Here is a 26,039-nt window from a genome sequence, read left to right on the forward strand (position 1 = left end):
TGCGCAGAGACACTCGCCCGCACGCTCACACGGCGATGCCGGCGGCATCCCGTGCCTGCTGCGTTGCGATCAGGCGGCGCCGGTTGCTCCGGCGCACCTCCTGGCGATCGGGGTCCGGCACCGGGGAGGCCAGCAGCAGGCGCTGGGTATACGGATGCTCCGGCACCTCGGTGACCTGGGTCGCGACGCCCTGCTCCACGATCTCGCCGTGGTACATCACGGCCACCCGGTGGCTGATGTGCCGAACCACGTCGAGGTCGTGCGACACGAAGAGGTAGGAGACGCCGGTGTCCCGCTGGATCTGCAGGAACAGGTCGAGCACCCGTGCCTGGGTGGTGAGGTCAAGGGCGCTGACCGGTTCGTCGCAGACTATGAGCTTGGGCGAGAGCGCCAGCGCCCGCGCGATGGCGACCCGCTGGCGCTGGCCTCCGCTGAACTCGCGGGGCAGCCGGCCGATGGTGTCCTGCGGCAGGCCCACCTGGTCAAGCACTTCCCGCACCCGCTTGCGGGCGTCGGATCGACTGCGACCCTGCACGGTCAGCGGCTCTGAGAGGATGTCGCCGACCGTCATCGACGGGTTCAGCGAGGTGTACGGGTCCTGGAAGACGACCTGCAGGTCGCGGCTGAGGGCACGGCGCTTGCCACGGCCGGCATGGCCGATGTCGTCGCCGTTGAACCGGATGGTGCCCTCGGTGACCGGGGCGAGTCCGAGCAGGGCGCGGCCAAGTGTGGTCTTGCCCGAGCCGGACTCGCCGACCAGGCCCAGGGTCTCCCCGTGGCCGATCCGGATCGACACGTTGTCGAGGGCCCGGAACGGCTTGGCCCGAAGGCCCTTGCCCGGGTACTCCACAACGAGGTTGTCGACGGTGAGGAGGTCGCCGCTGGCGGGGGTCGTGGTGGTCATCACAGGCCGGCTTTCGTGGTCGGGGCGGCGGCGGGTGCAGCCACGGTGAGCATGCTCATCGGCGTCTTGCCCTCGAGCATCGCGCTCAGCAGGGTCTGGGTGTAGCGGTCCGCGGGTTCCCGCAGGATGGTGCGCACGTCGCCGGATTCGACGACCCGGCCGTTCTGCATGACGACCACTCGGTCGCAGAGGTCGGCTACGACGCCGAAGTTGTGCGTGACCAGCACAACACCCATGTTGAACCTGGCCTGCAGGTCGCGGAGCAGATCGAGCACCTCGGCCTGCACGGTGACGTCGAGCGCGGTGGTGGGTTCGTCGGCGATCAGCAGGTCGGGGTTGCAACTGACCGCGCCGGCGATGAGCACCCGCTGGGCCATGCCGCCGGAGACCTCGTGCGGGTAGGCGTCGAAGGTGCGCTGCGGGTTGGTGATGCCCACGATGGTGAGCAGCTCCAGGGCGCGCTTCCGGGCGTCGGCCTTGGACAGGCCGAGCACCTTCACCAGCGGGCGCACCAGCTGGTAGCCGATGGTGAAGTTGGGGTCGAGATTGCTCATCGGTTCCTGCGGGATGTACGCGATCCGGGACCCGCGAAGCTGGGCCAGGCGGCCCTGTGACAGGCGGTGCCCGGACGCAGAGACCAGCGGCACCCCGTCGAAGGTGATGCTGCCGCCGGTGATCTCGGCCTCAGCGGGCAGCAGTCCGAGGATCGAGAACGCCGTCTGCGACTTGCCGGAGCCGGATTCACCGACGATGCCCAGCACCTCTCCCCTGTCCAGGTGGAACGAGACGTCGGACACGACGGTCTTCGTCTTGCCGTTCGGCTGCGGGTATCCCACCCCGAGACCGTCCACTGTCAGCAGGTGCTCGGATTCTTCGAGCTCCACCGTGCTGATCAACTCGGTCTTGGGTGGGGTGAGCTTGATCGGCTTGGCCCGCTTGTGCTTCGGGGAGTCTTCCAGGGCGTCGCGGAGCGCGTTGCCCAGGACCACGAAGGAGCCCACGGTCAGCGAGATCGCCACGCCGGGCCAGACCGCCAGGATCGGCGAGCCGTAGATGTTGATGAAACCTTCGTTGAGCATGACGCCCCAGGTCGGGGTGAGCGGGTCGCCCAGGCCGAGGAACTCGAGGGCCGCCTGGATGGCGATGGCGATGCCGCAGACGATGGAGGTCTGGATGATCAGCGGCGCCCGCACCACGAACAGGATGTGCTTGCCGATGATGCTGCCGGTGCTGAGGCCGGCGACGCGGGCCGCATCCACGTACAGTTCATTGCGCACGGCCTGCACCGAGGTGCGGGTCAGCCGGAAGATGCCCGGGGACATCAGCACGCCGAACACCGTCATCGAGATCCACACCGAGCGGCCGAGGGCGGCGCTGGCGGCCAACAGGATGATGATCGCGGGCAGCGACATCAGCACGTTGGTGCACCAGCTGGCCACGGAGTCGAACCAACCGCCGAAGTAGCCGGCCATCAGACCGGACGGGAGCCCGATGATCAAGGCGACACCGGCGGCGAGCGCGGCTGCGAGGAGGGTGCTCTGCGCCCCGATCAGAAGCCGGCTGAGCACATCCCGGCCGGCGCTGTCGGTGCCGAGCAGGTGACCGTTGGTTCCCGGCCCGACCAGGGCGTTAACGAGGTCGGCCTTGTTGGGGTCGAACGGCGCGACCAGCGGGCCGATGACGCCGGCGACAACGACGAGCGCGAGCACGATGAGCGCGACCAGGCCGAGCGGGTTCTTCAGCAGTCGCTTGAACACGCCGGAGCGTACGGCGTCTTCGGGCTTGTCGATTTGAGCAAGTGTTTCGGTCATGACACACGCGCCTTGGGGTTGAGCCAGCCGACGGCGAGGTCGACGAGCAGGTTGACGATGACAACGATGATGACGATGTAGACGACGACGCCCATCAGGACGGGCATGTCACCCTGGGTCGTGGACTGCAGGGCGAGGAAGCCCATGCCGGGCAGTGCGAAGATCTGCTCGATGACCACGACGCCGCCGAGCATTCCGATGAACTGCAGCGAGAGCACGGTGAGGCCGGCGGGGGCGGCGCCGCGCAGCACGTGCCGGAAGAGGATCTCCCGGGGGGCGAGCCCCCGGCTGCGCAGGGTGCGCACGTAATCCCGGCTGAGCACGTTGATCACCGCGCTCCGCACCTGCTGGGCGGTCGAGGCGACGGCCCCGATCGCCAGGGCGAGGATCGGGAGGGCGATGGAGGCCAGCCAGCCGCCGAAGTCCTGATTCATCGGAACGTAGCCGGTGGCGGGGAAGATGCGCAGCTGGATGGCGAGCACCGTGACCAGCACGATCGCCACGACGAACTGCGGCACCGCGGAGGCGCCGATCGAGACGATCTGCAACAGCCGGTCGATCCAGCCGCGGCGGACCGCTGCGGCCACACCGAGCAGGGTGGCCAGCACGGCGGCGATGACGATCGTGGCGAGCACTATCGAGAGGGTGGTGGGGAGCCGGCCGAGGATGCTGCCGACCACCGGCTGGCTGGTGAACCAGGAGACACCGAAGTCGCCCTGCACAACTCCGCCAAGCCACGAGAGGTAGCGGGACACGAGGGGCTGGTCGAGACCGAGTTCGGTCTCTTTGAGCTGCACCTGCGCCTGCGTGGCCGATTCGCCCAGGATGTTGCGGGCGACGCTTGTCGCCGAGAAATACAAGAGGAAGAACGTCAGCGTCGAAACGACGAACAGCACCACGACGCCGGATACCAGGCGTCGGAAGATGAAGGAAACCATATCTGCTCCATTGTCAGTTGGTTAGGTGTTTCGTAGGGGCCCCCGCCGCGCGGCGGGGGCCCCGGGGGAAAGCTACTTCGCCGGAGCGTAGGAGTAGATCGACGGCACGGCCTGCTGCAGCTGCGGCTCGGTCGTGGTCTTCGCGTCGGTGAAGAGCACCTGCGACGGACGGTAGAACGGCGCGAACCAGGCCTGGTCGACGACGTATTCGTTCAGCGACTTGGCCGCGGTCGTCTGCTCCTCTTCGGAGCCGAACTGGATCTGCTTCACGAGCTCGTCCACCTTCGGGTCCGTGGTGTGGAACGGGTTGTAGGTGGCGTTGGGCGTGATGATCTGGTTGGCCGCGACCCAGGGCGAACCCTGGAAGAGCGAGAACCAGCTCATGGCGTACTTGCCCTGCACCATGCTGGAGACGAGGTCGGTCCCGGCCACGTTCTCCCAGTTCACAGTGATTCCGATGTCGGCGAGGTTCTGGCCGATGCCCGCGGTCAGTGCCGGGTCGAAGAACCCTGACACCGTCGGCATGGTGACGGAGAATTCGCCCACACCGGCCTCCTTCATCAGCTTCTTGGCCTTGGCCGGGTCGTACGGGTAGGCACTCTCGAGGTCCTTCTCGAAAGCGTCGGTGCCCTCGCCGAACGGCTGGCTGGTGACGGTGCCGAGTCCCTTGCCGACCTGCGCCAGCAGGGTGTCCTTGTCGATCGCGTAGTTGATGGCCTGGCGCACCTTGACGTCGGCGAGTTCCGGCACCATGGCGCCGTCCCGGTCGAAGATCAGCAGTCCCTGCCAGTCGGTGGGGTACTGGTATTCAGTGAGGTTGGCAGCCGCCGCCTGCGCCTGCGTCTTGGGGGTCAGCAGGGCCGCGTTGACCTGGCCGGACACGATGGCGTTCAGCATGGCCGTGGTGTCGAGGATCGGCTTGAGGACGATCGTGTCGTACACCTGCAGGGACGGGTCCCAGTAGTCGGGGTTCTTGACGAAGGTGTACTGCGAGGCCGCAACCGTAGCGGTCTTGTCCAGTGTGTACGGCCCGCTGCCGATCGGATCGGTGGCGATGGCGCCGCCTTCGATGGCCGTGGGGCTGGCGATGAAGCCGGCGGCGGTGCCGAGGTAGTCCAGCAGGGCGGGGTCGGGTGCGTTGAGGGTGATCACCACGGTGGTCGGGTCCTCGACAACAACCTCGGCGACCTGCGCCAGGGTGGATGCCTGCGGGCCGTTACCGGTGGGGAAGCGGTCGAGGTTCGTCTTCACGGCGGCGGCGTCGAGCGGGGTGCCGTCGGTGAAGGTCACGTCGTCGCGCAGGGTGAGCGTCAGGACTGTGTTGTCGTCGTTGTACGCCCACTTGGTGGCGAGCATGGGAACCAGCGTGCCGTCGGCCTCGCGACGGAGCAGGGAGTCGTAGACCGGCTGGTAGTACTGCACGTAGTGGCCGATGTGGGCCTGGGCCGGGTCGAACGACTTGATGTCGGCCAGTGCCCCGATGGTGAGAGTGCCGCCAGAGGCGGAGGCCTCCGACGACGTGGGCTCGGGGCCGGTGCCGCTGGAGGCACAGCCCGACAGCGCGAGCGCTGAGGCGGTGAGGATGGCGACAGCTGTCGCCACGGAGCGAAACTTCATTGTTATCTCCTGGTTTGTTGAAGGTCTCGACACTGAGAAAAGCAATCGGTTGCCAATACTGCCGAAGCAGGGCCCGGGCCGATTGATTGGTAACGCTATATCAGCGCAGCCACACATGGCAACCGATTGTCAGATTTGTTCCTGAAATGTTTTCAACTTGTGATTTGCCGCCTCGGGGACACGAACGACGGCCTTCCCACACCCGCTGAAAAGAGAAGGTGGAAAGGCCGTCGATAGTGTCTGGTGGGCTAGCCGCGCTCGGGGAAGGTGCCTTCCGACCGGATGCGCTCGTTGAGGGCGGTGAGGAATTCGTCCTCGTCGAAGTCCAGGGAGACTTCCTTGCCGCTCCAGCTGGAGAGGTGGATGGCGTTCGCGAGGCGCACGCCCTTGATGCCGTCAGAGCCCGGTGCCAGCAGCGGGGTGCCGTCGAGGATGTTGGCCGCGAAGTTCTCGAGGACTCCGGCGTGCTGCGCGCCCCAGGGAGAATCGAATTCGATGGTCTCCTGGCTGTAGAGCTCGTCCTTGTCCAGCTGGCCCATGAACAGCTTCATGACGTCGCCCATGTCCATGCTCTCGCTGAGTTCGCGCTCGGGGCGCTTCAGACGGGAGACCGTGGCCGTCTTGGAGTTTTCGACGACGATCTTGCCCTGGTCGCCGAGAATCTCGAAGCGGTCGGTGCCGATCAGGTCGTGGGTGGCGGTGACGAACACGCCGGTGACGCCGTTGCCGAAGTCGGCGAGAGCCGTCACCTCGTCTTCCACCGCGATGTTGCGGCGGAAGCCGTAGGCCACCTTCGAGTAGACCGACTGGGGGACACCGCAGATCCACTGCCAGAGGTCGAGCTGGTGCGGCGCCTGGTTGACCAGGACTCCCCCGCCCTCGCCACCCCAGGTGGCACGCCAGGCGCTCTGGTCGTAGTAGCCCTGCGGTCGCCACCAGTTGGTGATGATCCAGTTCGAGCGCAGGATGTTGCCGATCTCGCCGTTGTCGACGATCTCCTTGAGGCGGATGTAGAGGAGGTTGTTTCGCTGGTTGAACATGATTCCGAAGCTGAGGTTCGGCTTGGTCTCGGCGAAGGCGTTGAGCTCGGCGACCTGCTTGGTGTACACGCCGGCCGGCTTCTCCACCAGGGCGTGGATGTCGCGGGTGAGGGCGTCGATGCCCATCTGCGGGTGCAGGAAGTGCGGCACGCAGGTGACGATCGCGTCGACCTCGCCGCTGTCGAGCAGCTCGAGGTAGTCCGCGAAGAACCGCGCCTGGGGGTACTCGGCGGCGGCAACAGCGGCCTTGGCCGGGTCGATGTCGGCGATTGCGCTGACCACCATGTTGGGCACCAGGCCGTCCTTGATGAACTTCGCGTACATCGAGCCCTGGGCGCCCAGCCCGACAATGCCCAACCGAACTGTCTTCGTCATATCGTTGTTGCCTTTCGCTTGTCTTCTTCTGTGTTGTCTGAGTTGTCTATCGGCGTGCTGTCCAGCGCCCGCTCCGGATAGGTCTGGTCGTACACGTCCTGGATGATGTTCAACGACCGCTGGGCCTCGACCGGGCTGATCCAGAACGGCTCAGGCTCCTCCAGCCGCGCGTAGAAATCCTCGATCAAGAGCTGGTGGGAGACGCCCCAATAGGAACGTGCGCCGGCGGCGACCGCCCGCTCCTCGACGACCTCGACGCGGCCATCCGCGTGGCTGACGGTGAGTGAGCCGCGCAGGCTCAGGGTGGCCTTCTCCGTAACGATGTCGATGGTGACCGGCGCGTTGACGGCATTGGCCAGGGTGGCGTAGAAGACGCTGCGGGCACCGTTGAGGTGCTCGAGCACCATCTCCGCGGTGTCCTCGACCTCGATGGTGTCGCCGAGCGTGCGGGTGCTGGCGTTGCCGCGCACCTCGCCGACCTCGCCCACCAGCCACTGCACGAGGTCCAGTGTGTGGATCGCCTGGTTCATCAGCAGCCCGCCACCTCCGGTGGCCCACCGGCCCCGCCAGGGTCGGTCGAGGTAGTACTCGGCGGCGCGGTACCACATCACGGTGGCCGATGCCCCGGACACCGCGCCCAGCTCGCCTGAGGCCAGCAGCGCCGCCGCCGCCTGCACCGGGGCGTTGTACCGGTTCTGGAAGCAGACCGCGATCTTTGCGTATCCCTGCTCCGCCGCGGCGACGATCAGGTCGCCCTCGGCGCGGGAGTGCGCCAACGGCTTCTCCATCACCACGTGGATGCCACGTTCGAGGGCGTCGATCGCTATGGACGCGTGCAGGTGGTGGGGCGTGCAGATGTGGATGGCATCGGGCCGCACAGTGTCGAACAGCTCGGCGTGAGTGGCAAAACCGGGCACCCCGTGTTCGGCGGCCGCGGTCGCCAGGCGCTCCGGATGCACATCGCAGACCGCCACCAGCTCGGCGCCGGTCAGCTCGGAGATGGCGTCGAAATGCAGCGCGGAGATGTCGCCGCAGCCGATCACAGCCACGCGCCGGGTTGGGCCGGCGGCGGGAGCGGCGGGGATCACTTGGTGGTCACGCCGATGTCGGCCAGCAGCCCGGCGAAGGCGCGCCCGGCCTCGCCGAATGCCGTGGGGCCGGAGAAGCCACCGAGTTCGTGCTGGGTGGCCAGGTGCGGTTCGAGGGAGGCGTAGCCGGTGTAGCCGTCGTCGCGGAGCGCCGTGAGGGTTTCGCGCAGTTCGCCGTCCCCCTGGCCGGCCGGAACGACAGCGCCGGTGGCGGCCACCGCATCCTTCACCTGCAGGTAGTCCAGGTACGGACGCAGCATGGCGTAGCCGTCGGTGAACGGTTTGACCCCGACCTGCACGAAGTTGGCGTTGTCCCAGGCCAGGCGGAGGGCGGGCGAGCCGACACTCTCCACCAGATCGAGCACGCGCTCGGGGGTGTCGCCGTAGATGTCCTTCTCGTTCTCGTGCAGAAGAACAACACCTTCCTTTTCGGCGAGGTCGGCGAGCAGGCGCATCCGGGTCATCACGTCGTCGCGGATGCTCTCGACGGGCACGCCGGCAGCGCGGAAGAAGGAGAAGACCCGGATGTTCGGGGTCTGCAGAGCGTGGGCGACGCGGATGATGCGACGCAGCCTGGCGACCTCGAGATCCGCGTCGAGCGCGACGTCGACCTTGCCGATCGGTGAGGCGACGGCGGAGACCGCCATGCCTTCGCGGGTGAGCAGGGCGGCGAGAGTGTTCAGCTGCTCGTCGTCGAGGTCGACGACGTTGGTGCCCCAGGCGCTACGCACCTCGATGTGGCTGGCGCCCAGGGCCTTGAGCACGGCGATCTGCACGGCCGGGTCTGGGTCGATCTCGTCGCCGAAGCCGGACAGGGTCCACGCTACAGATTGCAGTTTTGACACGATGAGATGGCCTCCGTCGTAATTCGCTTCGTTGGGAACTCCACGACCCTCCGGTCGCGGTGTCAGCCCACTCTATGCTGAGCTCCCCCGATTTGGCAACCGGTTGACAAGACCGGGCGGGATAGTGTGACATAGACCCTGAGGCACCTCCCCCGCGCCTTACCCCCAGCTCGTTTTCACACACAAGGATGTGGCATGGTCGACCTCAGCGCGAAGCCGTTCAATCTCGATTCCGACGCGATCGCGTGGGTGCACTCCACCATTGCGACCCTGAACCCTGATGAGAAGATCGGCCAGCTCTTCATCAACCTCAACACCAACTTCGCCCCGGAATACCTCGATGGCGTGCTGGACAGGTACCACGTGGGCGGCATGCGCTACATGGGGTCGGACTCCGCCTCCGTGCAGGAGCACATCCGGCACGTGCAGTCCAGGTCGAAGGTTCCGCTGCTGGTCGCGTCCAACCCCGAGATGGGCGGTTTCGGCAGCATCGACGACGGCACCCTGGTGTCCACGCACCTGCAGGCCGGCTCGCACCCGGACGCCTCGATCGCCCGCGACATGGGCCGGGTCGGCGGTGCCGAGACCGCGGCGCTCGGCTGCAACTGGGCCTTCGCGCCGATCGTGGACATCCACTACAACTGGCGCAACACCGTGATCAGCACCCGGGCCTTCGGCAACACCCCCGAGATCGTGATCGAACGGGCCAAGGCGTACTTCGACGGTCTGTCCGAATCCAACATGGTCGCCGCGATGAAGCACTTCCCCGGCGATGGCATCGACGAGCGCGACCAGCACGTGGTGACCAGCTACAACACCCTCGGTGTCGACGAGTGGGACGCCAGCTACGGCCGGGTCTACCGCGAGCTGATCGACTACGGCGTGCAGTCCATCATGATCGGCCACATCGGCGCCCCCGAGCTGAGCCGCAAGTTCCGCCCCGGCATCACGGATGCCGAGATCCTGCCGGCCACCCTCGCCCCCGAGCTGCTGCAGGATCTGCTCCGCGGCGAGCTGGGCTTCAACGGCCTGATCCTCACGGATGCCTCGATGATGGTCGGGATGACCCAGGCGATGCCTCGCCGCGATGCCGTGCCCGCCGCGGTGGCCGCCGGCTGCGATATGTTCCTCTTCTTCCGCGACCCCGCCGAGGACACCGAGTACATGCGCGAGGGCATCCGCACCGGGGTGATCACCCCGGAGCGCCTGCAGGAGGCGCTCGAGCGCATCCTGGGACTGAAGGCTTCGCTCGGACTGCACACCATCCCCCGCGACGAACTGGTTCCGGGCCCGGCGGCGCTCGACGTGATCGGCTCCCCCGCTCACCACGCCGTCGCCGCCGCGATCGCGGACAAGACCGTCACCCTGGTCAAGGACACCCAGGGCAACCTGCCGTTGCGGCCCGAAACGCACCGGCGCATCCGCCTGTACGGCGTCTCGGGGGCGGCTGACTTCACCGGCACCGACCCCAACTCCTACCTGCAGATCGCCCGCGACGAACTGGAACAGGCCGGCTTCGAGGTGCACGTGTTCAAGGACGCCGCACAGCGCAAGGCCGAGGGTGAAGAGCACGTGTACTTCCACACCGTGATGGCCGAAGAGGCCAACGGGCAGTACGCCGACAAGTACGACGCGGCCATCATCTTCGCCAACGTCGCCGGTTTCGCCCAGGAGGCCAGCGTGCGCATCAAGTGGTCGACCCCGATGGCGTCCGAGATCCCCTGGTACGTCACCGAGGTGCCCACGGTTTTCGTGTCGCTGAATCAGCCCAACCACCTGATCGACGTGCCCATGGTCAAGACCGTGGTGCACGCGCACAATCCCAGCCGGGAGGCGATCCACGCCGCGGTGCAGAAGATCATCGGCGCCTCCGAGTTCCAGGGCACCTTCAACGAGAACGTCTGGTGCGACACCTGGGGCACCCGCCTCTAGCCCCGACTTTTCTCGCCCGCTCGCCCCCTCGCCCGCTCGCCCCCGCCCATCCGCCTCACCCGCACCATCCGCCGGCAACTGTTGCCCGTGCGGACAACTGCACCCGGCACACCGGGACCAGTTGTCCGTAGCGGGAACAGTTGTTCCGCACAACTGAAGGAGTTCGACAGTCATGGCCACAATCGGCGTTCAAGCAATGATGCTCAAGGACAATTTCGCGAAGGACGGCCCTTTCGAGACCCTCCGCCAGGTGAGCGAGATCGGCTATCACGCCGTCGAAATCTCGCAGATCCCGATGACGCCGGAGAATGTGGCCGAACTCGTCAGGGCCCGCGACGAACTGGGCATGGACATCGCCTCCCTGTCCGCGGGGCTGAAGCCGGCCCCGATGGGCGGCGAATCCCTCACCGGAGACTTCGACAAGATCGTGGCGGACGCGAAGACCCTCGACTCCTCCATGATCCGCATGGGCATGCTGCCGTTCGACGCGATGGCGTCGCTCGATGCCGTTCTCGAGTTCTGTGACGCGAGCAACGAGATGGCCGCCCGCCTGCAGGACCACGGCATCTCGCTGTATTACCACAACCACCACATCGAGTTCGCGAAGTACGATGGCAAATTCCTGCTCGACATCATCGCCGACCGCGCCCCGCTGATGGGCCTCGAGGTGGACGTGCACTGGGTGCAGCGCGGCGGACTCGACCCGGTCACCACCCTGAAGAAGTACAGCGACCGCGTCGCCATGGTGCACCTCAAGGACTACCGAATCGGCCAGATCGCCCCCGAGGGCTTCGATGCGCTGACCAAGGGTGATTTCCCGGCGTTCATGGCCGCGTTCAAGGATGTCGTGCGGTTCGCCGAGGTCGGCGAGGGCAACCTGGACTTCCCCGCGATCATCGATGCCAGCGAGGAGATCGGTGCGCGCTACCTGCTCGTGGAGCAGGACGAGCAGTACGGGCGCACGCCGTTGGAGTGCCTGCAGACCTCCTACGACAACCTCGTCGCGCTCGGCTACGGGCACCTCTTCTAACCCGCGCCCCCCTCGCCGGTCGAGCTTGTCGAGACCCCGTGACGTGCTTGCGCGTCGTCACCGCGGCAGCCGAGATGGTGTCCCGGCGAGCGGGGTTGATCGCTTCTCGAACACCCACAGGCCGTTCGTAGCCGGGAACCACGGTCGGTCGTCGCTCGTGACTCTGAGGTGGGAGAGGGCGTCGACGTATCCCTGTTGGGTAACCGTCTCGCTGTGTACGAGATCGAAGCCCAGGTCAGCTGCGAACCGGCTGTACCCGCCAAGGGTGAAGAGCTGATAACGCTCCAGGGCTTCCCGCGGGAAGGTCTCGATGCCCCAGGTGAGCGTGAACATGAACTCGGCGACGGCATGCCGGCTACCGGTAAGCTTCCGCCCGCGCAGGTGCAGCGCCCGCAGCCGTTGGTGGGGGCTGCGCCGCAGGTAGTCGTGGAACGCCTCGATGTCGTCGGTCGACAGGCCATCCACGACCGCCGGCTCCATGGGCCGGTCCGGCATAACACCGTCGCGGATGATCAGCCGGCCCCGGTCGCGCAGGCTCTCGCGGAACCGGGCCACAGTGAGTGCCAGCGCGTCGTACCCGCGCAGGAAAGGTGTGGCGTTCGGCGACGTTCCGTAGGAGTACACCTCGTGCAGCAGGGCGCTCACGACGATGGTGTCGAACGGCTCGTCGAAGAGCTGCGGCACCTGCTCGGCGTAGCCGCGTCGTACCTCGTGCAGCACCCCGAGCGCGGTCAGCCGGGTGATGGCGTCCGGTGCGGCGTCCAGGGCGGATGTCCGGAAGCCGGCGCCCGCGATCGCGGCGGTGAGTTCGCCACCGCCGGCGCCGACATCCAGCACCCGTGGTCCGCGCAGATGCGGCAGCACCATCCGCGCCTTGTCGCCGAGCGCGGAGCCCATCCGGTCGAAATAGCGAGGCTCCAGCGCAATTGTCGGCATGGGTATGCGTGCTCCTCGCGGGCAGTGGTCGGGAAGGCTCAAGGTTAGCGAAAACGACGGGTCCACGTCTGGTTCCGGCGCCGAGGCCGGCTCACCATCTGCCGCGCGAACGCGGTAAGGAATGCGACTCAGCTGCCCAGCTGGGCGCTGCCCTGGGCAAAGGCCGATACCAGCATGGACTTCGGCCAGAGCGTGAAGAGAGGGTGGTCGCCGGGGAGTTCGTCCAGCGACGTGCGCGCGGCCGCACACGAGCGGATGGTGTCGGCCACCTTCTGCAGGGATTCCATCTGGCGCGCGACGAAGTCCCGGCCTACCACCGCCCCGTGACCCGGCACGATGACGTCTCCCGGCTGGATCTCCCGCAACAGGCCCTCGAGCACGGTGGGCCAGCCCAGCGGGAAGCTGCCGGAGCCGAACATGGGCGGGCCGGACTCCTCGATGACGTCGCCGAGCAGCCACACCCGGCCATCCGGGATGAAGACCGCCAGGTCGGTGTCGGTGTGGCCGGGGTCGAGCGGAATCAGCACGATCGTGCGCCCACCGACCACCATGGTGTGGACGGTGTGCACCAGCACGCCGGGCGGGGTGAGCACAACGTCCGCCCACCGTTTGTCCGGTTCACGGTTGGGGTCGGCCTGTTGAGCGGCGAGCCTCGGAGCCTCGTATTCGGCGAAGTGCACGGGAATGAGGTGGTGGCCGTAGATCAGGACCGACGGGAGAGCCGCAAACGATTGGTTCCCGAAGGTGTGGTCGTAGTGCGCGTGGGTGTTCACCACCGCGACGATCGGCAGGTCGAACCGACGGGCGATATCGCGGATGACCTCGTCGGCCTCGGCCGGGTTGTTGCGCGTATCGACGACCGTGAGACCGGTGGGCCCGACCACCACGACCACGGAGACATCCATCGGGTCGTAGCGCCGTTGGAAGACGCCAGAACCTACCTCGAGCCAGCCGGATTCGGTCATTGCTCGGGGCTAGTCCGATTGAGCGTCGACCAGGCCTCGTCGAGGGGGAACCCGGGCAGGCCGTCTATGCTTCGTGCGTTGCGCTCGGCCCGATACTGTTCCATGCCGTCCGCGCCCTTCTTCTCGGCCTGCAAGCGGATAAGGTCACGCTCGCCAGTCATCTCCATAATGGGGACGCCCCAGCCGCAGGAGTCGCTGATGCGGGTCACGTCTACGGTGATGACCGCTCGGGTGCTTGGGTGCTCGGGGTGCAGCGCAACCACTTCGTTGAACGTCTGCTCTCCAGGGAGTGACACTGAGCCGCGGCCGTGCAGGCGGACGATGCGGGGCCGGTTGCCGAACGAGTTGAACATGAGGCACACGCGACCGTTCTCTCGTATGTGCGCGATGGTTTCCACGCCGCTGCCGGTGTAGTCGACCCAGGCGACTCGGTGGGGACCGAGGACGGAGAAGGAGTCGTGGCCGCGAGGTGACATGTTCACGTGCCCGTCTGCTCCGAGGGGTGCGGTCGCGACGAACCACATCGGCTGCTCCTCGATCCACGATCGCAGGTTCTGGTCGATTGCATCGAAGATCTTGGCCATGGTCAGAGTTTAGATCGCGTTGGGATCGGCACTTTCGAGATTGTGAATCACGAGCGATTCCACGGATCCTGTGCCGTTGTGGGCGTACAGTGCGACTTCGCAGCTCGAAGGCTTCGGAAAAATCTGGTCGGTAATTGTGATGATGCCGCCCTGTGCGAAGACCTCGACAGACGAGCGGTCAACATAGATTCGGAGTCGAAGTGCGCCGTCGATGAGCTCGACGGGCGCAGTCTCGACGGAGGCGAAGCTGTGGTGAAAGTCCACATATCCGGATTTCACCCGGTTCACGACGAGACAGCGGCTGAAGGAGTTGTACCCGATGAACGTGCCTTCATCCTGACCCCCGCGTACAACCAGTCCGATTTCGTCGGCGGTCCCCGGCCTGAGTTCCGCATCGATCTTGAGAACCTGGCCCCAGGCTTCGTCCGGGAGCAGTTCGGTTCCCCTGTCGATGGTCTTCCGGCCTATTGCGTAGCTTGCGGACACTAGCCGATCAGTAGGTTCGACGGCTTCCTGTACAAGTCGGGGCTCTCCCTCAATAGTGGCGAGCGTGACATGGCGGGGAAGTGACATTGCGCTCTTCCAGGGGCTCGTGGGGATGTCATTGGCATAGTCCCAGTTGTTCATCCAGGCGATCATGATCCGCTTGGCCCCGGGCACATCGCTGAAAGACACCGCGGCATAGTAGTCACGGCCCCAGTCAAGCCAGGAGTACTCCCTCAGGCTCAGCGCCTGCCCATCCTCGGAGATCGTGTTTTCGGACGTGAACGTGGTTCCGTCGAAGGTTCCGACGAAGTATTGGCCACCTGATCCACCGGCTACGCCGCCTGGGTTCACACTGACGATGAGGACCCATTTGAGTTGGTCCGTCCGCCCGTCCAGCGGGAGGGGGAATAAGTCGGGGCACTCCCATTCGCCGTCGTTCGCATTCGCCGGACCGAAACTACTGAGGTAAGTCCAGTCCTTAAGGTTGGCCGATTTGTAGAGAACAACCAAGTGGTCTTGGGCTTCGACGGCAACCATTACCCAGTACGCCTCGGATGGCCCGTTGAAGCGGAACACTTTGGGGTCACGGAACTCGGCGGACTCCCGGTTCAGGACCGGGTTTCCTTCGTGCTTTGTCCAGGTGAAGCCGTCGTCGAGGCTGTAGGCCAGCGACTGCGCCTGGAGTCCAGCGAACGCGGAGAGCTCCGTGAAGGCGCTGGTGTAGATAGCAACCAGCGGCGGTGTAAGGGTTGATCCGAAACCGCTTGTGTTCTCCAGGTCGGCGACGATGCTGCCGGAGAAAATGTCCTCGTAAACGTCACCGGCGATGGCCAGCGGGTGCTCGGTCCAGGTGGCCAGGTCCGGGGATGAAGCATGACCCCAAGACATGTTGCCCCAAACATTGCCATCAGGGTTGTATTGGTAAAACAGATGATAGAGACCCTTGTAGTGCACCAGACCGTTGGGGTCGTTCAACCAGTTCCTCTCCGCGGTGTAATGAATTGCTGGTCGATACGCTGCACGATCTCGGTCTGCGTCCGCGGCGACACCGTTCACCCTGTCGGATGCTGTTGTTGAGGTCATGGTCGGTCTGGTCTCCTATCGGGGTGCGTCACTTGGGAGCTCAAGGTCATCCGCGTGGCGCGGCGATCGATTCGCGGGTAACCAGCGGGCACGGCAACACCGTGGGGTAATGAGTCGGAAGCGCGTGCTCCTCATGTCCCTGGATGAGTTCAACCAGGGTTTCAACAGCCCACGCGCCCATTTCGTAGTGAGGAAGAGCGACCGTGGTCAATCCGGGATGAAGGTTCTCAGCGATGATCTGCTGATTGTCGAATCCGACTATGGATAGATCCCGGGGTATCGTCAATCCGAGTTCCGCGGCGGCGCGGTAGGCGCCCATGGCCATGCGGTCGTTGTAGCAAAAAAGTGCAGTCGGCGGATTGTCTGCGGAAAGGATACGCAGCGCCGCCGCATAACCCTCGGCCGGCTCTGATACCGCCGAAAGGACCAGCGACTCATCGAACTGGACTCCGGTCGCGTCGAGCACTTCCCGGTATCCCTGCAGCCGCCCGCGCGTAGCGGGAACGTCATCACTGTTATTGAGGAAGCCGATCCTTCGATGTCCAGCATCGAGGAGCGCCTGAACGGCTGTCCTGGCACCTCCTACCTCGTCGGGCACGACAGAGGCGACAAGCCCCGCCCGGTCGACTGCGTCAATGAGGACCGCAGGTGTCCCGCTCAAGTTGGCGGGCAACGAGATCTCCCGGTGGTACATCGTCGCGTAGAGGATGCCGTCAACCTGGCGATCCACGAGGGCGTCCACATCAGCTCGGTGAGTGCTGTCGGAGGCGTCCCGCTCGGAATTGATGATGACCAATGTGAGGTCGTGTCTGCGCGCTGTCTCCTGCGCGCCCAGGATGATGCGCCCCGCATGCGGTGTCGTCGCGATTTCCTCGCTCAAGAGACCGATCATGCCCGAACGCTTCGTCCGCAGGCTCTGCGCCATCCGGTTGGGCCCGTAGCCCAGCGCCTTGGCTGCTTCTTTCACTTTCCGACGCGTGTCCGCACTCGTGCGCGCGTATGGAGTTTCGTTGAGGACGTGGGAGACAGTGGTAACGGAAACCCCCGCTGCTTTGGCAACATCCCGAATTCCAACATGTTTCTGTTCCATCTGTCTCCCCGTCTCACTTCGTGCTTATTCTGTTGCGGTCTTCAACAAACCGATTCACTCAGTCTTCCGTGCCTGTTCCAATTCCATGCAGAGGTGGAGGCCACACGAGTCACCCTTTGACCGCGCCGAGAGTGAGGCCAGCGACAATGTGGCGCTGGAGAACGAGGGTGAGCAGGATGACGGGCACTGAGTAGAGCACGGCCAGGGCGGTCATCGCTCCCCAGTCGAGACCGAACTGCGTTTGGAGGTTGGCGATCACAATGGGGGTAGTTTGCGCTCTCACCGCGGTCAACAGCAGCGCGAAGAGGAACTCGTTCCAGGAAGCTAAGAAGGCGAAGATCGCGGTCACCGCGACGCCCCCGGAGGTAACGGGAAGAACGACCCGCCAGAGCGCGCCCAGCCTGCTGCATCCGTCGATCTTGGCGGCTTCTTCCAGTTCGTCCGGAACGGATTCAAAGAAACTGGCCATGAGCCATATCGAAAGCGGGAGTGAAATCGTCGTGTGAGCGATCGCGAGGGCAATTGACGTGTCAGCTATACCTATATTCCGGAAGGTCGCGATCAGAGGGACTCCGACCACGATCGCCGGGACCATGCGGGTGATGAGCGCGACAAGGATGAAGGCTCGGCCAAGGCCCGTGCGATAGCGGGTAATCGCGTACGCAGCGGGGACGGCCAGCAAGAGCGAGATGAGGGTGCTCAACACTGCCGTGACGATGCTGTTGATGAACGACGCTCCAACTCCCGATCGCGTCACGGCGTCGGCGTAGTTGTCAAAGGTCCACGTTGTGGGCCAGACCTGCGCGGGAACGGCGATGGTTTCAAGCGGAGTCTTGAAAGAGGTGAGCACCATATAGAGAAAAGGGAAGCCGTACATGACGACGATTCCCGCGAGGGCTGTCCAGACAAGGGCCCGGCTACTGAAGCGTCGGGTTTCCAAACCGTTCATCGTGCATCACTCCCCGGTCGCCAGATGGCGAGTACAGCCACGATCGCCACAGCCAGCATGACAATCAGATACATGGTTCCCATTGCGCTTGCCAGGCCCGGTTCTCCGAACCTCACCATGGTGCGATAGATCAGCAACGAGAGCGTCTCCGTACTGCCCTGGGGGCCACCGTTTGTCTGAATCAGGATGATGTCGAATGCCCGTGCTGCGTCGATGCCGCGCACGATAAGCGCCACAGCGATCACCGGCCTAAGGAGAGGAATCACGATTCGGATCAAGAGGGTCGGATATCGCGCACCGTCCATCCGGGCCGCTTCGATGATGTCTCCCGGAATGTTCTGAAGTCCCGCGAAAAGCACGAGGGTGATGAACGATGTCGTCAACCAGATATCGGGGATCGCAACCGAGAACAGCGCGATGTTCGGATCGCTGAGCCATTGGATTTGATCTGTCGAGCGGAGGATTCCCACCTGGCGGAGGAGCTCGTTGACGATTCCGAAGTTGTCGATGAGCAAGAACCGCCAGAGCAACCCAGCAACGATGGGGGCGATCATCAGCGGGTACATGAATATGGTGCGGAAAACCCGGGAACGGTCACCGAGCGCCGTAAACAGAAGAGCAACTGTCAATCCGAGAGCGAATTCGAAGCCTACGACGATGATCGTGTAGGCGGCCGTCCGCCAGGAAGCGTTGAGAAACTCAGGCGACGAGAGCGCCTCTGCGTAGTTCGCGAAGCCGACGAAGGAGCGGGGCCCACCAGCCATCGGACTTATGTTGAAGAAGCTATCTCCAACGAACTGGGCCAGTGGCCAGCCGACGAATGCGCCCAGGAACAGCGCTGCCGGCAGCATCATGAGTGCCGCGAACCGGCGGTCTGTCAGTCCAGCCGCCTTGCGCCGGCCTGGGGAACGCCTCGGGTTGCGCCGGCTATCGGAGCGGCGATACTCACCCCGGCCTTCTTTGGTCTCGGGAGATACAGCACTAATGGTCGACACGGGTGCGGCTTTCTTTCGTTGCGGAGGAGTGCGTGGTCGTCGACGAAGGACGACGACCACGCATGGAGCGGATGCTCCTACTTCGTTATGGCGTCGACCTGCTTCTTGGCGTCATCCAGAAGCTGCTGATTGTCTGCGCCGGGCTCGAGCGACTTCTGGATCATCGGGACGAGTACCGAGTCCACGATCTGCTGCCACTTCGGAGTGGCCGGCCGCGGAATGGTCGCTGACGCCGACAGAGTCTCGACCAGTGGCTTGAACGCGGCGTACTTGGGGTCATCCTGGTACTTCTCAAACGCCGAGATACGGGCGGCGAGACCCAGCGACGTCTGAATACTCAGATCGTTGTGGTCGTAGGCGAACTGCAGGAAGTCGAGGCCCTGCTCCTGCTTCTCGCTCGCCTTTGCGAGCGACAGGTACCACGGTCCGGGAACCCCTGCGATCCCCGCCGATCCTCCGATCATCGGAGCGGCTCCGACATTGCCGAAGGCCACGGAATCCTCCGGCGTTTGCGGGAACGCGTGCCCCCAGAACCGCATCATCGCCGTCTGACCTTGGTAGAACAGGTTCTGCGCACCTGCCCAGTCGACCTGAGCGGCGCCGGGAGGAGCAAACTCCTGCAACCCGGAGTAGAAGTTCAACGCGTCAAGGCTGGCTTTGTCACCCAGAGTGGACACTCCATCCTCGTCGATGACCATGTCCTTCTCGCCCGCCTGGGACAGCGTGGCGAGCCATTCGGTCTCAACCGCGCCCTTCACATCGGTGCCATAGAGGTCCGTCTGACCGTCGCCGTCGATATCGCGGGTGAAGAACTCCGCTACATCCGCGTACTGCTGCCAGGTCGTGGGAGGGATGAGGTCGTAGCCGAACTGCGCTTTGAACGCCAGCTGCTCATCAGGATCCCCGAACAGGTCAGTCCGATAGAACAGAATCTCGGAGTTCGTCCACGCCGGCATTCCGACGTAGTTTCCATCGAGTTGAGCCTCCTGCACCAGCGCTGGGAACAGGTCGCTCTTCACCTCATCGGTGAACAACTCGTTCAGTGGAGTCACGGCGTCCTTGAACGCTGGCAGCCAGATCGAGTCAAGGGCTGCGATGTCGAAGGAAACGGAACCTGCACTGAACTCGCTGTTCAGGCGATTGTAGAGACCGTCATAAGGGAGCTCAACGAAAGTAATCTTCGTTCCGGACTCTTTCTCGTACAAGTCGGCGATGGGCTGCAACTCGGCGTGACCGCCGGCCTCGACCATAACGGTGAGCTCGTCACTGTCCCCGCTGGTAGCAGTGTCGGATCCGCCGGCCCCGCAGGCGCTCAGCGCCAGCACTGACGCGGTAGCTACCGCGAGCCCCACGGTCGACTTGGCATAGACGGCGGATCGTTTCCGCGAATTCCTCAGATTATTGCGAAGCATCATCACTCCGAATCCCATTCTCTTCGTAGCCACATCGCTACCACTGTGATTAGTCACCATCCTGGATGACAAAACGTTTTGACAAAACGTCTTGGCATCAAGCTAGAGCGGGGCCCCAATCGTGTCAAGTGACAAAAAATGCCAAAATAACGACCTTTCAATTCGCCCCCCGGGCCGTACCGCAGCCCGGGCGACGGTGACTTGACGGAAGCGCTTCAGGAGACGTATCTTTCTGCCAAGACGTTTTGTCAGCCCGTAAACACACGTGTCGTTGCCTCCCGCCCGGGCGCAGCGGCCAGCCGGTGCCGATCACATATGTTAAGGATCTGGCTACCGACTGATCCTTCAACGTGCATCTCGTCCCGTCCTGCCTTGTTCCAATCACAGTCCTGGCCCGCTGCCCACAGCGCCGTCGAGGCTGCAAAACCACGACTCGAAGGTGAGTACCTATGCTGAGCGCAAACCGCTACGACGTGACGACATGGCCTGTCGGTAATCCGGCCGACGATATCGGTGCGGTTTTCAACAGCATCATCGCTGACATCAAGAGCCGGCAGGCGGGCGCCGATGAGGACAAGGGCGGAAAGCCGGGTGCGGTGATCTACATTCCGCCCGGGGACTACCAACTTCGTACGCAGGTCGTGATCGACATCAGCTTCCTCAGGATCGAGGGCTCGGGACACGGCTTTACATCGTCGAGCATCCGGTTCAACGTTCCCGAAGATGAGTGGCCCGACTTACATGAGCTGTGGCCCGGAGGCAGTCGCATTCTCGTGAACATCCCCCTCGGCGAAGGCGAGGAGGAGTCCCAGGGCGCCGCCTTCTACATTGAAAGAAGCGGGAGCCCGCGGATCAGCTCGGTCGAGTTCCTCAACTTCTGCATCGACGGGTTGCACTTCAACCCGGATGGCTCGGAGATGCATCCAGAGAACACCTACGTCAACGGCAAGACGGGTATCTATATCGCGAACGCCAATGACTCGTTCCGCATTAACGGCATGGGGTTCGTCTACCTCGAGCATGCTCTCACGATCTACAACGCAGACGCGCTGTCCATTCACGACAACTTCATTGCTGAATGCGGAAGCTGCGTGGAGCTGCGCGGGTGGGGACAGGCATCAAAGATCACCGACAACCTGATCGGTGCGGGCTTCAAGGGTCACTCGATTTACGCCGAGAACCATGGCGGGCTCTTGATCACCGCGAACAACGTCTTTCCCCGTGGGGCAAGCAGCGTCCATCTCAACGGCGTCACGCGTTCAAGCATCACCAACAACCGCCTGCATTCGTTCTACCCCGGGATGGTGGTTCTCGAAGCGAATAGTTCGGAGAACCTGGTGGCCTCGAATCATTTCTTGCGCGACCTTGAGCCCTGGACGCCCTTCCTGGGAGTCGACAACGGTCTGGACGACCTTTACGGACTCCTCCGAGTCAGCGGCAGCAACAATTCCATCATCGGTAACCACTTCTCCGAGGTCATCGACTCACAGAGCATCCGTCCAACTGGTGCGACGCCTGTCATCATCCGACTGAGTGCGGGGGGAGGTAACTTCGTCTCCAGCAACCACGTCGTGGCGATGGACGTTCACGCCAAGTCGAGTGGCTCCGCCTTCGCAGCTCAGGTGGACGCTTTGCTGACGACGGAGGCCTCGGACGGCCTCACCGTGACGGCCGTCATGGTCGATTCCGAATCAGCGAGAAACACAATCCTTGATTCCGGAAGCGAGGCTCAGGTTGTCGGAGACAGGGCTGCTAACGCCTTCAGGGCCACACCCGCGGTCGGTTTCTAATCGGCTGGAGCGAGCGACTCCCCCGCAATCGTGAACTACGGGGCGACACCCTCGAGCAGGATCGCGAGCTCGTCGAGTTCGACGTCCCAGCCCTCTCGGTTCTGCTCAAGACGTTCGCGACGGTAGCGGGTGCCGCCGGGGAGCGTGTCGAAGCCCGATTCGATCACCGTGACATCCGTCCCGGTACCAGCATCGGCGATGGCAAAGCGCACGTGCGTCGAGTACTCGTCGAGCTGTTCGGCGGGGATTCCCGACCAACGGAAGCCGAACGAATCCTCGGGCACCACCTCGGTGATTTCGATCGGGAAGCTGCCGTAGTCATCCCAGTCGATGCTGCCCGTAGCCCCGGGCTCGAGCGCGGCGAACCTCACACCGTCTCCGAACCACTTGACCATCACCTCGGGGTCGGTCAGCGCCTTCCAGACACTCGCGCGCGAGGCCTCGATGTGCACGGTGCGGGTCACGGTGTGGCCCTTGATTCTTGCGTGATCAGACACGGTGTTTCCTTCACGTTCGAGCTGAGCGCGACGGAACATTGCCCGCCGAGCGGCGCGTCAACTAGGTCTGCAAACGCGCCTCATCGAGCGTACCCATGATTGCGAATCTGCCGCACGAACAAAAAACCCCGCAATCACTGGGATTGACGGGGTTTTTCATGGCGGTACCGGTGGGATTTGAACCCACGGTGGAGTCTCCCCCACACAACTTTTCGAGAGTTGCACCTTCGGCCGCTCGGACACGGTACCGAGAGCGATTCTAGTTGAGAGAGGGGGCCGGCGCGAATCCGGGTAATTGTCAGAGGCCGGCGGTACTCTCGCGACGTGACAAACGACAGTTCCACTCCCCGTACTCTGGCCCTCGCCGCCGGCGCCCTGGCCACCACCGCCGGCATCACAGCGGCGGCGGTCGTCAACTATCGGCGCTTCACGGTGCGTCTGGCCGCCAACGCCGCCGAGCTCAATGAGACCCTGCCGATCAATTCGCTCTGGTGGCGCACCCACGCCAAGGAGAAGGGTGACCTGCTCTACGTGGCCATCGGTGACAGCGCCGCGCAGGGCATCGGCGCCAGCGCGCCCAACCGCGGCTATGTCGGCATCCTGGCCGACCACATCCGCCTGGCCACCGGCCGCACCCTGCGGGTGATCAACCTCAGCGTCTCCGGAGCCACCGTGGAGCTGGCCGTGCGTGACCAGCTGCCGCGCTTCGCCAAGCTGCAGCCCGACTTCGTCACCGTCGCCATCGGCGCCAACGACATCGCCTCGTGGGATGCGGAACGCTTCGAATCCGGCATCCGCACCGTGTTCGCGGCCCTGCCGCCGCACGCGCTGGTGGCCGACCTGCCGTGCTTCCACCTGCCGCACAACGAGCGCAAGGTGGCCGTGGCCAACCAGATCGTGCGCGACGTGGCCGCTGAGCACGGCCTCACCGTGGTGCCGCTGCACGCCACCACCAAACGGCAGGGCTGGCGCAGCGTGCTGACGCAGGTGGCCAACGACATGTTCCACCCGAACGACCGCGGCTACCGCACCTGGGCGGAGGCCTTCCTGCCCCTGCTCAGCTCGGCCGTGGCCCGACGCGTGCCCCAGGAGGCCCTGACCGAGTGAGGCGTGTCGCCGGCCGCAGCTAGGCTCGCAGCATGGCTAAACCCGTCTCCAACTTCCGCTGCACCGAGTGCGGCTGGACCACACTGAAATGGGCGGGCCGCTGCGGCGAATGCCAGCAGTGGGGCACCGTGGTCGAAACCGCGGAGAAGACCGGCATCAGCCGGTCGGTCGCTCCCTCCATCGTCAGCGGCACCGGCGTCGCCCGGCCGATCACCCACGTCGACACGACGGCGGTGGCGCACTGGCCCACCGGCATCAACGAGTTCGACAGGGTGCTCGGCGGCGGAATCGTGCCCGGCTCGGTGATCCTGCTCAGCGGTGAGCCCGGAGTGGGCAAGTCCACTCTCTTGCTCGAGGTGGCGTCCAAGGCGGCCGTGGCCAAGTCCCGGGTACTCTACGTGAGCGCAGAGGAGTCGGTGGCGCAAGTGCGGTTGCGTGCCGAACGCACCGGGGCGTTGCAGCCCGAGCTCTTCATCGCCGCAGAGACCGACCTGGCCACCATCCTCGGCCAGATCGACGCGGTCAAACCCGACCTGGTCATCATCGACTCGGTGCAGACCGTGTCCAGCTCCCTCAACGACGGTCAGGCCGGGCAGCCCGGCCAGGTACGCGAGGTAGCGTCCACGCTCATCCGGCTCGCGAAGGACCGCAACCTGCCGGTGCTGCTGGTGGGGCACGTCACCAAGGACGGCACCATTGCCGGCCCCCGGCTGCTCGAGCACCTGGTGGACGTGGTCTGCCAGTTCGAGGGCGACCGGCACACCGCGCTGCGGTTCGTGCGGGCCCTGAAGAACCGGTTCGGCTCCACCGACGAAGTCGGCTGTTTCGAAATGACCGGTGATGGCATCAGCGAGGTCGCCGACCCCAGCGGGTTGTTCCTCAGCCGCGGCACCGCTGCGGTCTCCGGCACCTGCGTGACGGTGGCGATGGAGGGCCGGCGTGCCCTGCCGGTTGAGGTGCAGGCACTCGTGATCGACAGCGCCATGCCCAACCCGCGCCGGGTCACCAACGGCGTGGAGAGCTCCCGGGTGGCCATGCTGCTGGCCGTGCTGGAGAAGCGGGTGGGCCACCAGTTCTCGAAGAAGGATGTCTATGTGTCGACGGTGGGTGGCGTGCGGTTGGTGGAACCCGCGGCGGATCTCGCCATCGCGATTGCGCTGACGTCGGCGATCCTGGATGAACCCATCGCCCACAACGTGGTGGCGTTCGGCGAGATCAGCCTGGCCGGCGAGATCCGCCCGGTGAGCGCCGCCAAGCAGCGCGCCGCCGAGGCCGCCCGGATGGGGTTCAGCACCCGCATCGACGCGTCCAGCAGCACCGTGCAGACCGCGGTGAACCGGGCGCTGGGCACGGGCATCTCCCGGCGCGACGCCGAGCTGGACGACGCGTTCCGGTAGCCCGGCGGGCCCCGTTGGCTACGGGGCGGGGTCGGGCTCGACCGCGTCGGTGCTGACCTCGCCGATCGGTCCGAGCGCGCGCAGCAGGTCGGCCGGAGCCGCCTGCATCACGGCGGGCCCGGCCACGTCGAAGAACACCATTTCCAGGGTCTCGCTGTGCACGGTGAGGAACTCCCTCAGCCACTGACCGTCGGCCACCATCACCTGCGGATTGACCTCGTCGGGGATCATGCGGGCGTAGTTCTCGCCGGAGGAGAAGAGCAGCAGGGTGCGCTTGTCGCTGCCCTCCCGCCCGAAGACCCGCACCTGCTCGGCGGAGCCCTTCACCACGAGCAGCGGCGCGATCACCACATCGTTGCGGAGCGCGTACGCCACCGCCGCCACATCCTGCTTGGCCAGGGCGCTGGCCAGGGCATCTGATCGGGTGTCTGAAGTCGCGTCTGTCACGTGCTCCATTCAATCATTCGGGGCCGGAGCGGGGCCACTCGAGGCGTCAGCCCGGAGCGAACACCACGGGCAGGGCCGGCCGGGCGTCAGTTGAGCAGGAACTGGGTGGGGCCGGCCGATTCGACGCCGCCCACGCTCACCGAGAGGTAGTACGACGCGCCCTCGCCGGGCACGGCCTCCCGGTCGGTGATCTCGCAGGTCTCCGGGCTGGACCTGGTGCGGTCCCAGGTGAGCGGGGTCTTGGTGCTCACGGCGACGCCGGGCTCCAGGGTGACCTCGGCGTCTGCCGGGTCGGTCTGGCAGTCGGTGGAGGTCCAGTACACATCGGCGCCGCTGGTGATCGTGAACACCTGCGTGGAGGTGCCGGCATTCAGCACGCAGGGTGTGCTGCCGGTGTTGGTGACGCTCAGGGAGAGCTCGGGTTCGTCGCCCGCGTCGTAGGCGCCCTGGTCGGTGATGGCCTCGACCTGCACGGCCGCCGGGTCGCACGCGGGGGCCGCGGTGGCGGCCGGATCGGCGCTGGATGCCGGGTCGGCCGCGTTACCGGTCGGTGCCGGCGCCGCCGTGGAGGCTGGGTCGCCGCCGCCGCCGGGGCGTACCACGATCAGGATGATGATCAGGAGCACGGCGAACACGCCGAGGCCGACCACCAGACGGCGGCGCCGGTAGACGGTGCTGGCCTGGGGACCGACGGGGTGCTTGATCGTCGACATGGTCCAAG

The 26,039-nt window shown here is 65.0% G+C and carries 23 protein-coding genes and 1 tRNA gene; 5 read left to right on the forward strand and 19 right to left on the reverse strand.

Translation table 11 applies throughout. The features are described from left to right. Positions 1 to 25 precede the first annotated feature (25 nt). From CXY76_RS15190 to CXY76_RS15220, 7 genes are all read right to left on the reverse strand, one after another. Positions 26 to 904, reverse strand: a complete 879-nt coding sequence (locus CXY76_RS15190) for an ATP-binding cassette domain-containing protein (RefSeq protein ID WP_104165987.1) — start codon at positions 902 to 904, stop codon at positions 26 to 28. Beyond that, on the reverse strand, positions 904 to 2,715 hold the full coding sequence (locus CXY76_RS15195) for a dipeptide/oligopeptide/nickel ABC transporter permease/ATP-binding protein (protein WP_104165989.1): 1,812 nt from the start codon (positions 2,713 to 2,715) through the stop codon (positions 904 to 906). Before CXY76_RS15195 ends, CXY76_RS15190 begins: the two co-directional genes overlap by 1 nt. Beyond that, on the reverse strand, positions 2,712 to 3,653 hold the full coding sequence (locus tag CXY76_RS15200) for an ABC transporter permease (protein WP_104165991.1): 942 nt from the start codon (positions 3,651 to 3,653) through the stop codon (positions 2,712 to 2,714). The genes CXY76_RS15195 and CXY76_RS15200 overlap by 4 nt, the downstream gene beginning before the upstream one ends. Before the next feature lie 72 nt (positions 3,654 to 3,725). Further along, the gene (locus CXY76_RS15205; RefSeq protein WP_158253921.1) at positions 3,726 to 5,270 is read right to left on the reverse strand and encodes an ABC transporter substrate-binding protein; all 1,545 of its coding nucleotides are present in this window, start codon (positions 5,268 to 5,270) and stop codon (positions 3,726 to 3,728) included. A 248-nt stretch (positions 5,271 to 5,518) separates the two neighbouring features. Then, complete coding sequence (locus CXY76_RS15210) at positions 5,519 to 6,685, reverse strand: Gfo/Idh/MocA family protein (protein WP_104165995.1); 1,167 nt, start codon at positions 6,683 to 6,685, stop codon at positions 5,519 to 5,521. Further along, positions 6,682 to 7,734 carry a Gfo/Idh/MocA family protein gene (locus CXY76_RS15215; RefSeq protein WP_233199901.1) on the reverse strand — a complete coding sequence of 351 codons (1,053 nt, stop codon included), beginning with the start codon at positions 7,732 to 7,734 and terminating at the stop codon, positions 6,682 to 6,684. The genes CXY76_RS15210 and CXY76_RS15215 overlap by 4 nt, the downstream gene beginning before the upstream one ends. A gap of 35 nt (positions 7,735 to 7,769) precedes the next feature. Beyond that, positions 7,770 to 8,621, reverse strand: a complete 852-nt coding sequence (locus CXY76_RS15220) for a sugar phosphate isomerase/epimerase family protein (protein WP_104165997.1) — start codon at positions 8,619 to 8,621, stop codon at positions 7,770 to 7,772. Between the two features lie 192 nt (positions 8,622 to 8,813). Between CXY76_RS15220 and CXY76_RS15225 the strand changes: the two genes are divergently transcribed. After that, a complete protein-coding gene (locus CXY76_RS15225; protein ID WP_104165999.1) occupies positions 8,814 to 10,550 on the forward strand; it encodes a glycoside hydrolase family 3 protein in 1,737 nt (578 codons plus the stop codon). Positions 10,551 to 10,722: 172 nt separating this feature from the next. Continuing rightward, positions 10,723 to 11,580, forward strand: coding sequence for a sugar phosphate isomerase/epimerase (locus CXY76_RS15230; protein ID WP_233199903.1), 858 nt, complete (start codon positions 10,723 to 10,725; stop codon positions 11,578 to 11,580). A 57-nt stretch (positions 11,581 to 11,637) separates the two neighbouring features. Here CXY76_RS15230 and CXY76_RS15235 read toward each other — a convergent pair whose 3' ends face one another. The 8 genes from CXY76_RS15235 to CXY76_RS15270 all read right to left on the reverse strand — a co-directional run bounded on the left by CXY76_RS15235 (position 11,638) and on the right by CXY76_RS15270 (position 20,083). Next, complete coding sequence (locus CXY76_RS15235; protein ID WP_104166003.1) at positions 11,638 to 12,516, reverse strand: methyltransferase domain-containing protein; 879 nt, start codon at positions 12,514 to 12,516, stop codon at positions 11,638 to 11,640. A 128-nt stretch (positions 12,517 to 12,644) separates the two neighbouring features. After that, positions 12,645 to 13,481, reverse strand: a complete 837-nt coding sequence (locus tag CXY76_RS15240) for an MBL fold metallo-hydrolase (protein WP_104166005.1) — start codon at positions 13,479 to 13,481, stop codon at positions 12,645 to 12,647. Further along, a complete protein-coding gene (locus tag CXY76_RS15245; protein ID WP_104166006.1) occupies positions 13,478 to 14,065 on the reverse strand; it encodes a pyridoxamine 5'-phosphate oxidase family protein in 588 nt (195 codons plus the stop codon). Before CXY76_RS15245 ends, CXY76_RS15240 begins: the two co-directional genes overlap by 4 nt. A gap of 9 nt (positions 14,066 to 14,074) precedes the next feature. Continuing rightward, the gene (locus tag CXY76_RS15250; protein WP_104166009.1) at positions 14,075 to 15,634 is read right to left on the reverse strand and encodes a glycoside hydrolase family 32 protein; all 1,560 of its coding nucleotides are present in this window, start codon (positions 15,632 to 15,634) and stop codon (positions 14,075 to 14,077) included. A gap of 46 nt (positions 15,635 to 15,680) precedes the next feature. Next, positions 15,681 to 16,724 carry a LacI family DNA-binding transcriptional regulator gene (locus CXY76_RS15255; protein WP_104166011.1) on the reverse strand — a complete coding sequence of 348 codons (1,044 nt, stop codon included), beginning with the start codon at positions 16,722 to 16,724 and terminating at the stop codon, positions 15,681 to 15,683. Positions 16,725 to 16,833: 109 nt separating this feature from the next. Further along, complete coding sequence (locus CXY76_RS15260; protein WP_104166013.1) at positions 16,834 to 17,673, reverse strand: carbohydrate ABC transporter permease; 840 nt, start codon at positions 17,671 to 17,673, stop codon at positions 16,834 to 16,836. Further along, positions 17,670 to 18,527 (reverse strand): carbohydrate ABC transporter permease, encoded by an 858-nt coding sequence (locus CXY76_RS15265; protein ID WP_104166015.1) that lies wholly within the window; start codon positions 18,525 to 18,527, stop codon positions 17,670 to 17,672. The genes CXY76_RS15260 and CXY76_RS15265 overlap by 4 nt, the downstream gene beginning before the upstream one ends. 218 nt (positions 18,528 to 18,745) lie before the next feature. Next, complete coding sequence (locus CXY76_RS15270) at positions 18,746 to 20,083, reverse strand: ABC transporter substrate-binding protein (protein WP_233199905.1); 1,338 nt, start codon at positions 20,081 to 20,083, stop codon at positions 18,746 to 18,748. 446 nt (positions 20,084 to 20,529) lie between these two features. On the opposite strand from CXY76_RS15270, the gene CXY76_RS15275 reads away from it, so the two are divergent. Next, on the forward strand, positions 20,530 to 21,870 hold the full coding sequence (locus tag CXY76_RS15275; RefSeq protein WP_104166017.1) for a NosD domain-containing protein: 1,341 nt from the start codon (positions 20,530 to 20,532) through the stop codon (positions 21,868 to 21,870). A 35-nt stretch (positions 21,871 to 21,905) separates the two neighbouring features. Here CXY76_RS15275 and CXY76_RS15280 read toward each other — a convergent pair whose 3' ends face one another. Continuing rightward, positions 21,906 to 22,367 carry an SRPBCC domain-containing protein gene (locus CXY76_RS15280; RefSeq protein WP_158253922.1) on the reverse strand — a complete coding sequence of 154 codons (462 nt, stop codon included), beginning with the start codon at positions 22,365 to 22,367 and terminating at the stop codon, positions 21,906 to 21,908. Between the two features lie 159 nt (positions 22,368 to 22,526). Further along, positions 22,527 to 22,616, reverse strand: a tRNA-Ser gene (locus CXY76_RS15285). 75 nt (positions 22,617 to 22,691) lie between these two features. Between CXY76_RS15285 and CXY76_RS15290 the strand changes: the two genes are divergently transcribed. Both CXY76_RS15290 and radA read left to right on the forward strand, forming a co-directional pair. Beyond that, on the forward strand, positions 22,692 to 23,474 hold the full coding sequence (locus tag CXY76_RS15290; protein WP_233199907.1) for an SGNH/GDSL hydrolase family protein: 783 nt from the start codon (positions 22,692 to 22,694) through the stop codon (positions 23,472 to 23,474). Positions 23,475 to 23,506: 32 nt separating this feature from the next. Further along, complete coding sequence (gene radA, locus CXY76_RS15295) at positions 23,507 to 24,871, forward strand: DNA repair protein RadA (RefSeq protein ID WP_104166021.1); 1,365 nt, start codon at positions 23,507 to 23,509, stop codon at positions 24,869 to 24,871. Between the two features lie 18 nt (positions 24,872 to 24,889). Here radA and CXY76_RS15300 read toward each other — a convergent pair whose 3' ends face one another. Both CXY76_RS15300 and CXY76_RS15305 read right to left on the reverse strand, forming a co-directional pair. Next, complete coding sequence (locus CXY76_RS15300; RefSeq protein WP_369826159.1) at positions 24,890 to 25,318, reverse strand: dehydrogenase; 429 nt, start codon at positions 25,316 to 25,318, stop codon at positions 24,890 to 24,892. 86 nt (positions 25,319 to 25,404) lie between these two features. Further along, complete coding sequence (locus tag CXY76_RS15305; protein ID WP_104166025.1) at positions 25,405 to 26,031, reverse strand: hypothetical protein; 627 nt, start codon at positions 26,029 to 26,031, stop codon at positions 25,405 to 25,407. Positions 26,032 to 26,039 lie beyond the last annotated feature (8 nt).

Origin of the sequence: Cryobacterium sp. N22 (assembly GCF_002929555.1) — a bacterium.
Lineage (GTDB): Bacteria > Actinomycetota > Actinomycetes > Actinomycetales > Microbacteriaceae > Cryobacterium.

Bases quoted from the DNA above. Each gene is read 5' to 3' on its own strand.
- CXY76_RS15225 (WP_104165999.1), top strand. From the start codon at position 8,814: ATGGTCGACCTCAGCGCGAAGCCGTTCAATCTCGATTCCGACGCGATC.
- CXY76_RS15260 (WP_104166013.1), bottom strand. From the start codon at position 17,673: ATGAACGGTTTGGAAACCCGACGCTTCAGTAGCCGGGCCCTTGTCTGG.
- CXY76_RS15245 (WP_104166006.1), bottom strand. From the start codon at position 14,065: ATGGCCAAGATCTTCGATGCAATCGACCAGAACCTGCGATCGTGGATC.
- CXY76_RS15210 (WP_104165995.1), bottom strand. From the start codon at position 6,685: ATGACGAAGACAGTTCGGTTGGGCATTGTCGGGCTGGGCGCCCAGGGC.
- CXY76_RS15265 (WP_104166015.1), bottom strand. From the start codon at position 18,527: ATGATGCTGCCGGCAGCGCTGTTCCTGGGCGCATTCGTCGGCTGGCCA.
- CXY76_RS15270 (WP_233199905.1), bottom strand. From the start codon at position 20,083: ATGATGCTTCGCAATAATCTGAGGAATTCGCGGAAACGATCCGCCGTC.
- CXY76_RS15235 (WP_104166003.1), bottom strand. From the start codon at position 12,516: ATGCCGACAATTGCGCTGGAGCCTCGCTATTTCGACCGGATGGGCTCC.
- CXY76_RS15305 (WP_104166025.1), bottom strand. From the start codon at position 26,031: ATGTCGACGATCAAGCACCCCGTCGGTCCCCAGGCCAGCACCGTCTAC.
- CXY76_RS15275 (WP_104166017.1), top strand. From the start codon at position 20,530: ATGCTGAGCGCAAACCGCTACGACGTGACGACATGGCCTGTCGGTAAT.
- CXY76_RS15195 (WP_104165989.1), bottom strand. From the start codon at position 2,715: ATGACCGAAACACTTGCTCAAATCGACAAGCCCGAAGACGCCGTACGC.
- CXY76_RS15240 (WP_104166005.1), bottom strand. From the start codon at position 13,481: ATGACCGAATCCGGCTGGCTCGAGGTAGGTTCTGGCGTCTTCCAACGG.
- CXY76_RS15200 (WP_104165991.1), bottom strand. From the start codon at position 3,653: ATGGTTTCCTTCATCTTCCGACGCCTGGTATCCGGCGTCGTGGTGCTG.
- CXY76_RS15190 (WP_104165987.1), bottom strand. From the start codon at position 904: ATGACCACCACGACCCCCGCCAGCGGCGACCTCCTCACCGTCGACAAC.
- CXY76_RS15230 (WP_233199903.1), top strand. From the start codon at position 10,723: ATGGCCACAATCGGCGTTCAAGCAATGATGCTCAAGGACAATTTCGCG.
- radA (WP_104166021.1), top strand. From the start codon at position 23,507: ATGGCTAAACCCGTCTCCAACTTCCGCTGCACCGAGTGCGGCTGGACC.
- CXY76_RS15205 (WP_158253921.1), bottom strand. From the start codon at position 5,270: ATGAAGTTTCGCTCCGTGGCGACAGCTGTCGCCATCCTCACCGCCTCA.
- CXY76_RS15250 (WP_104166009.1), bottom strand. From the start codon at position 15,634: ATGACCTCAACAACAGCATCCGACAGGGTGAACGGTGTCGCCGCGGAC.
- CXY76_RS15255 (WP_104166011.1), bottom strand. From the start codon at position 16,724: ATGGAACAGAAACATGTTGGAATTCGGGATGTTGCCAAAGCAGCGGGG.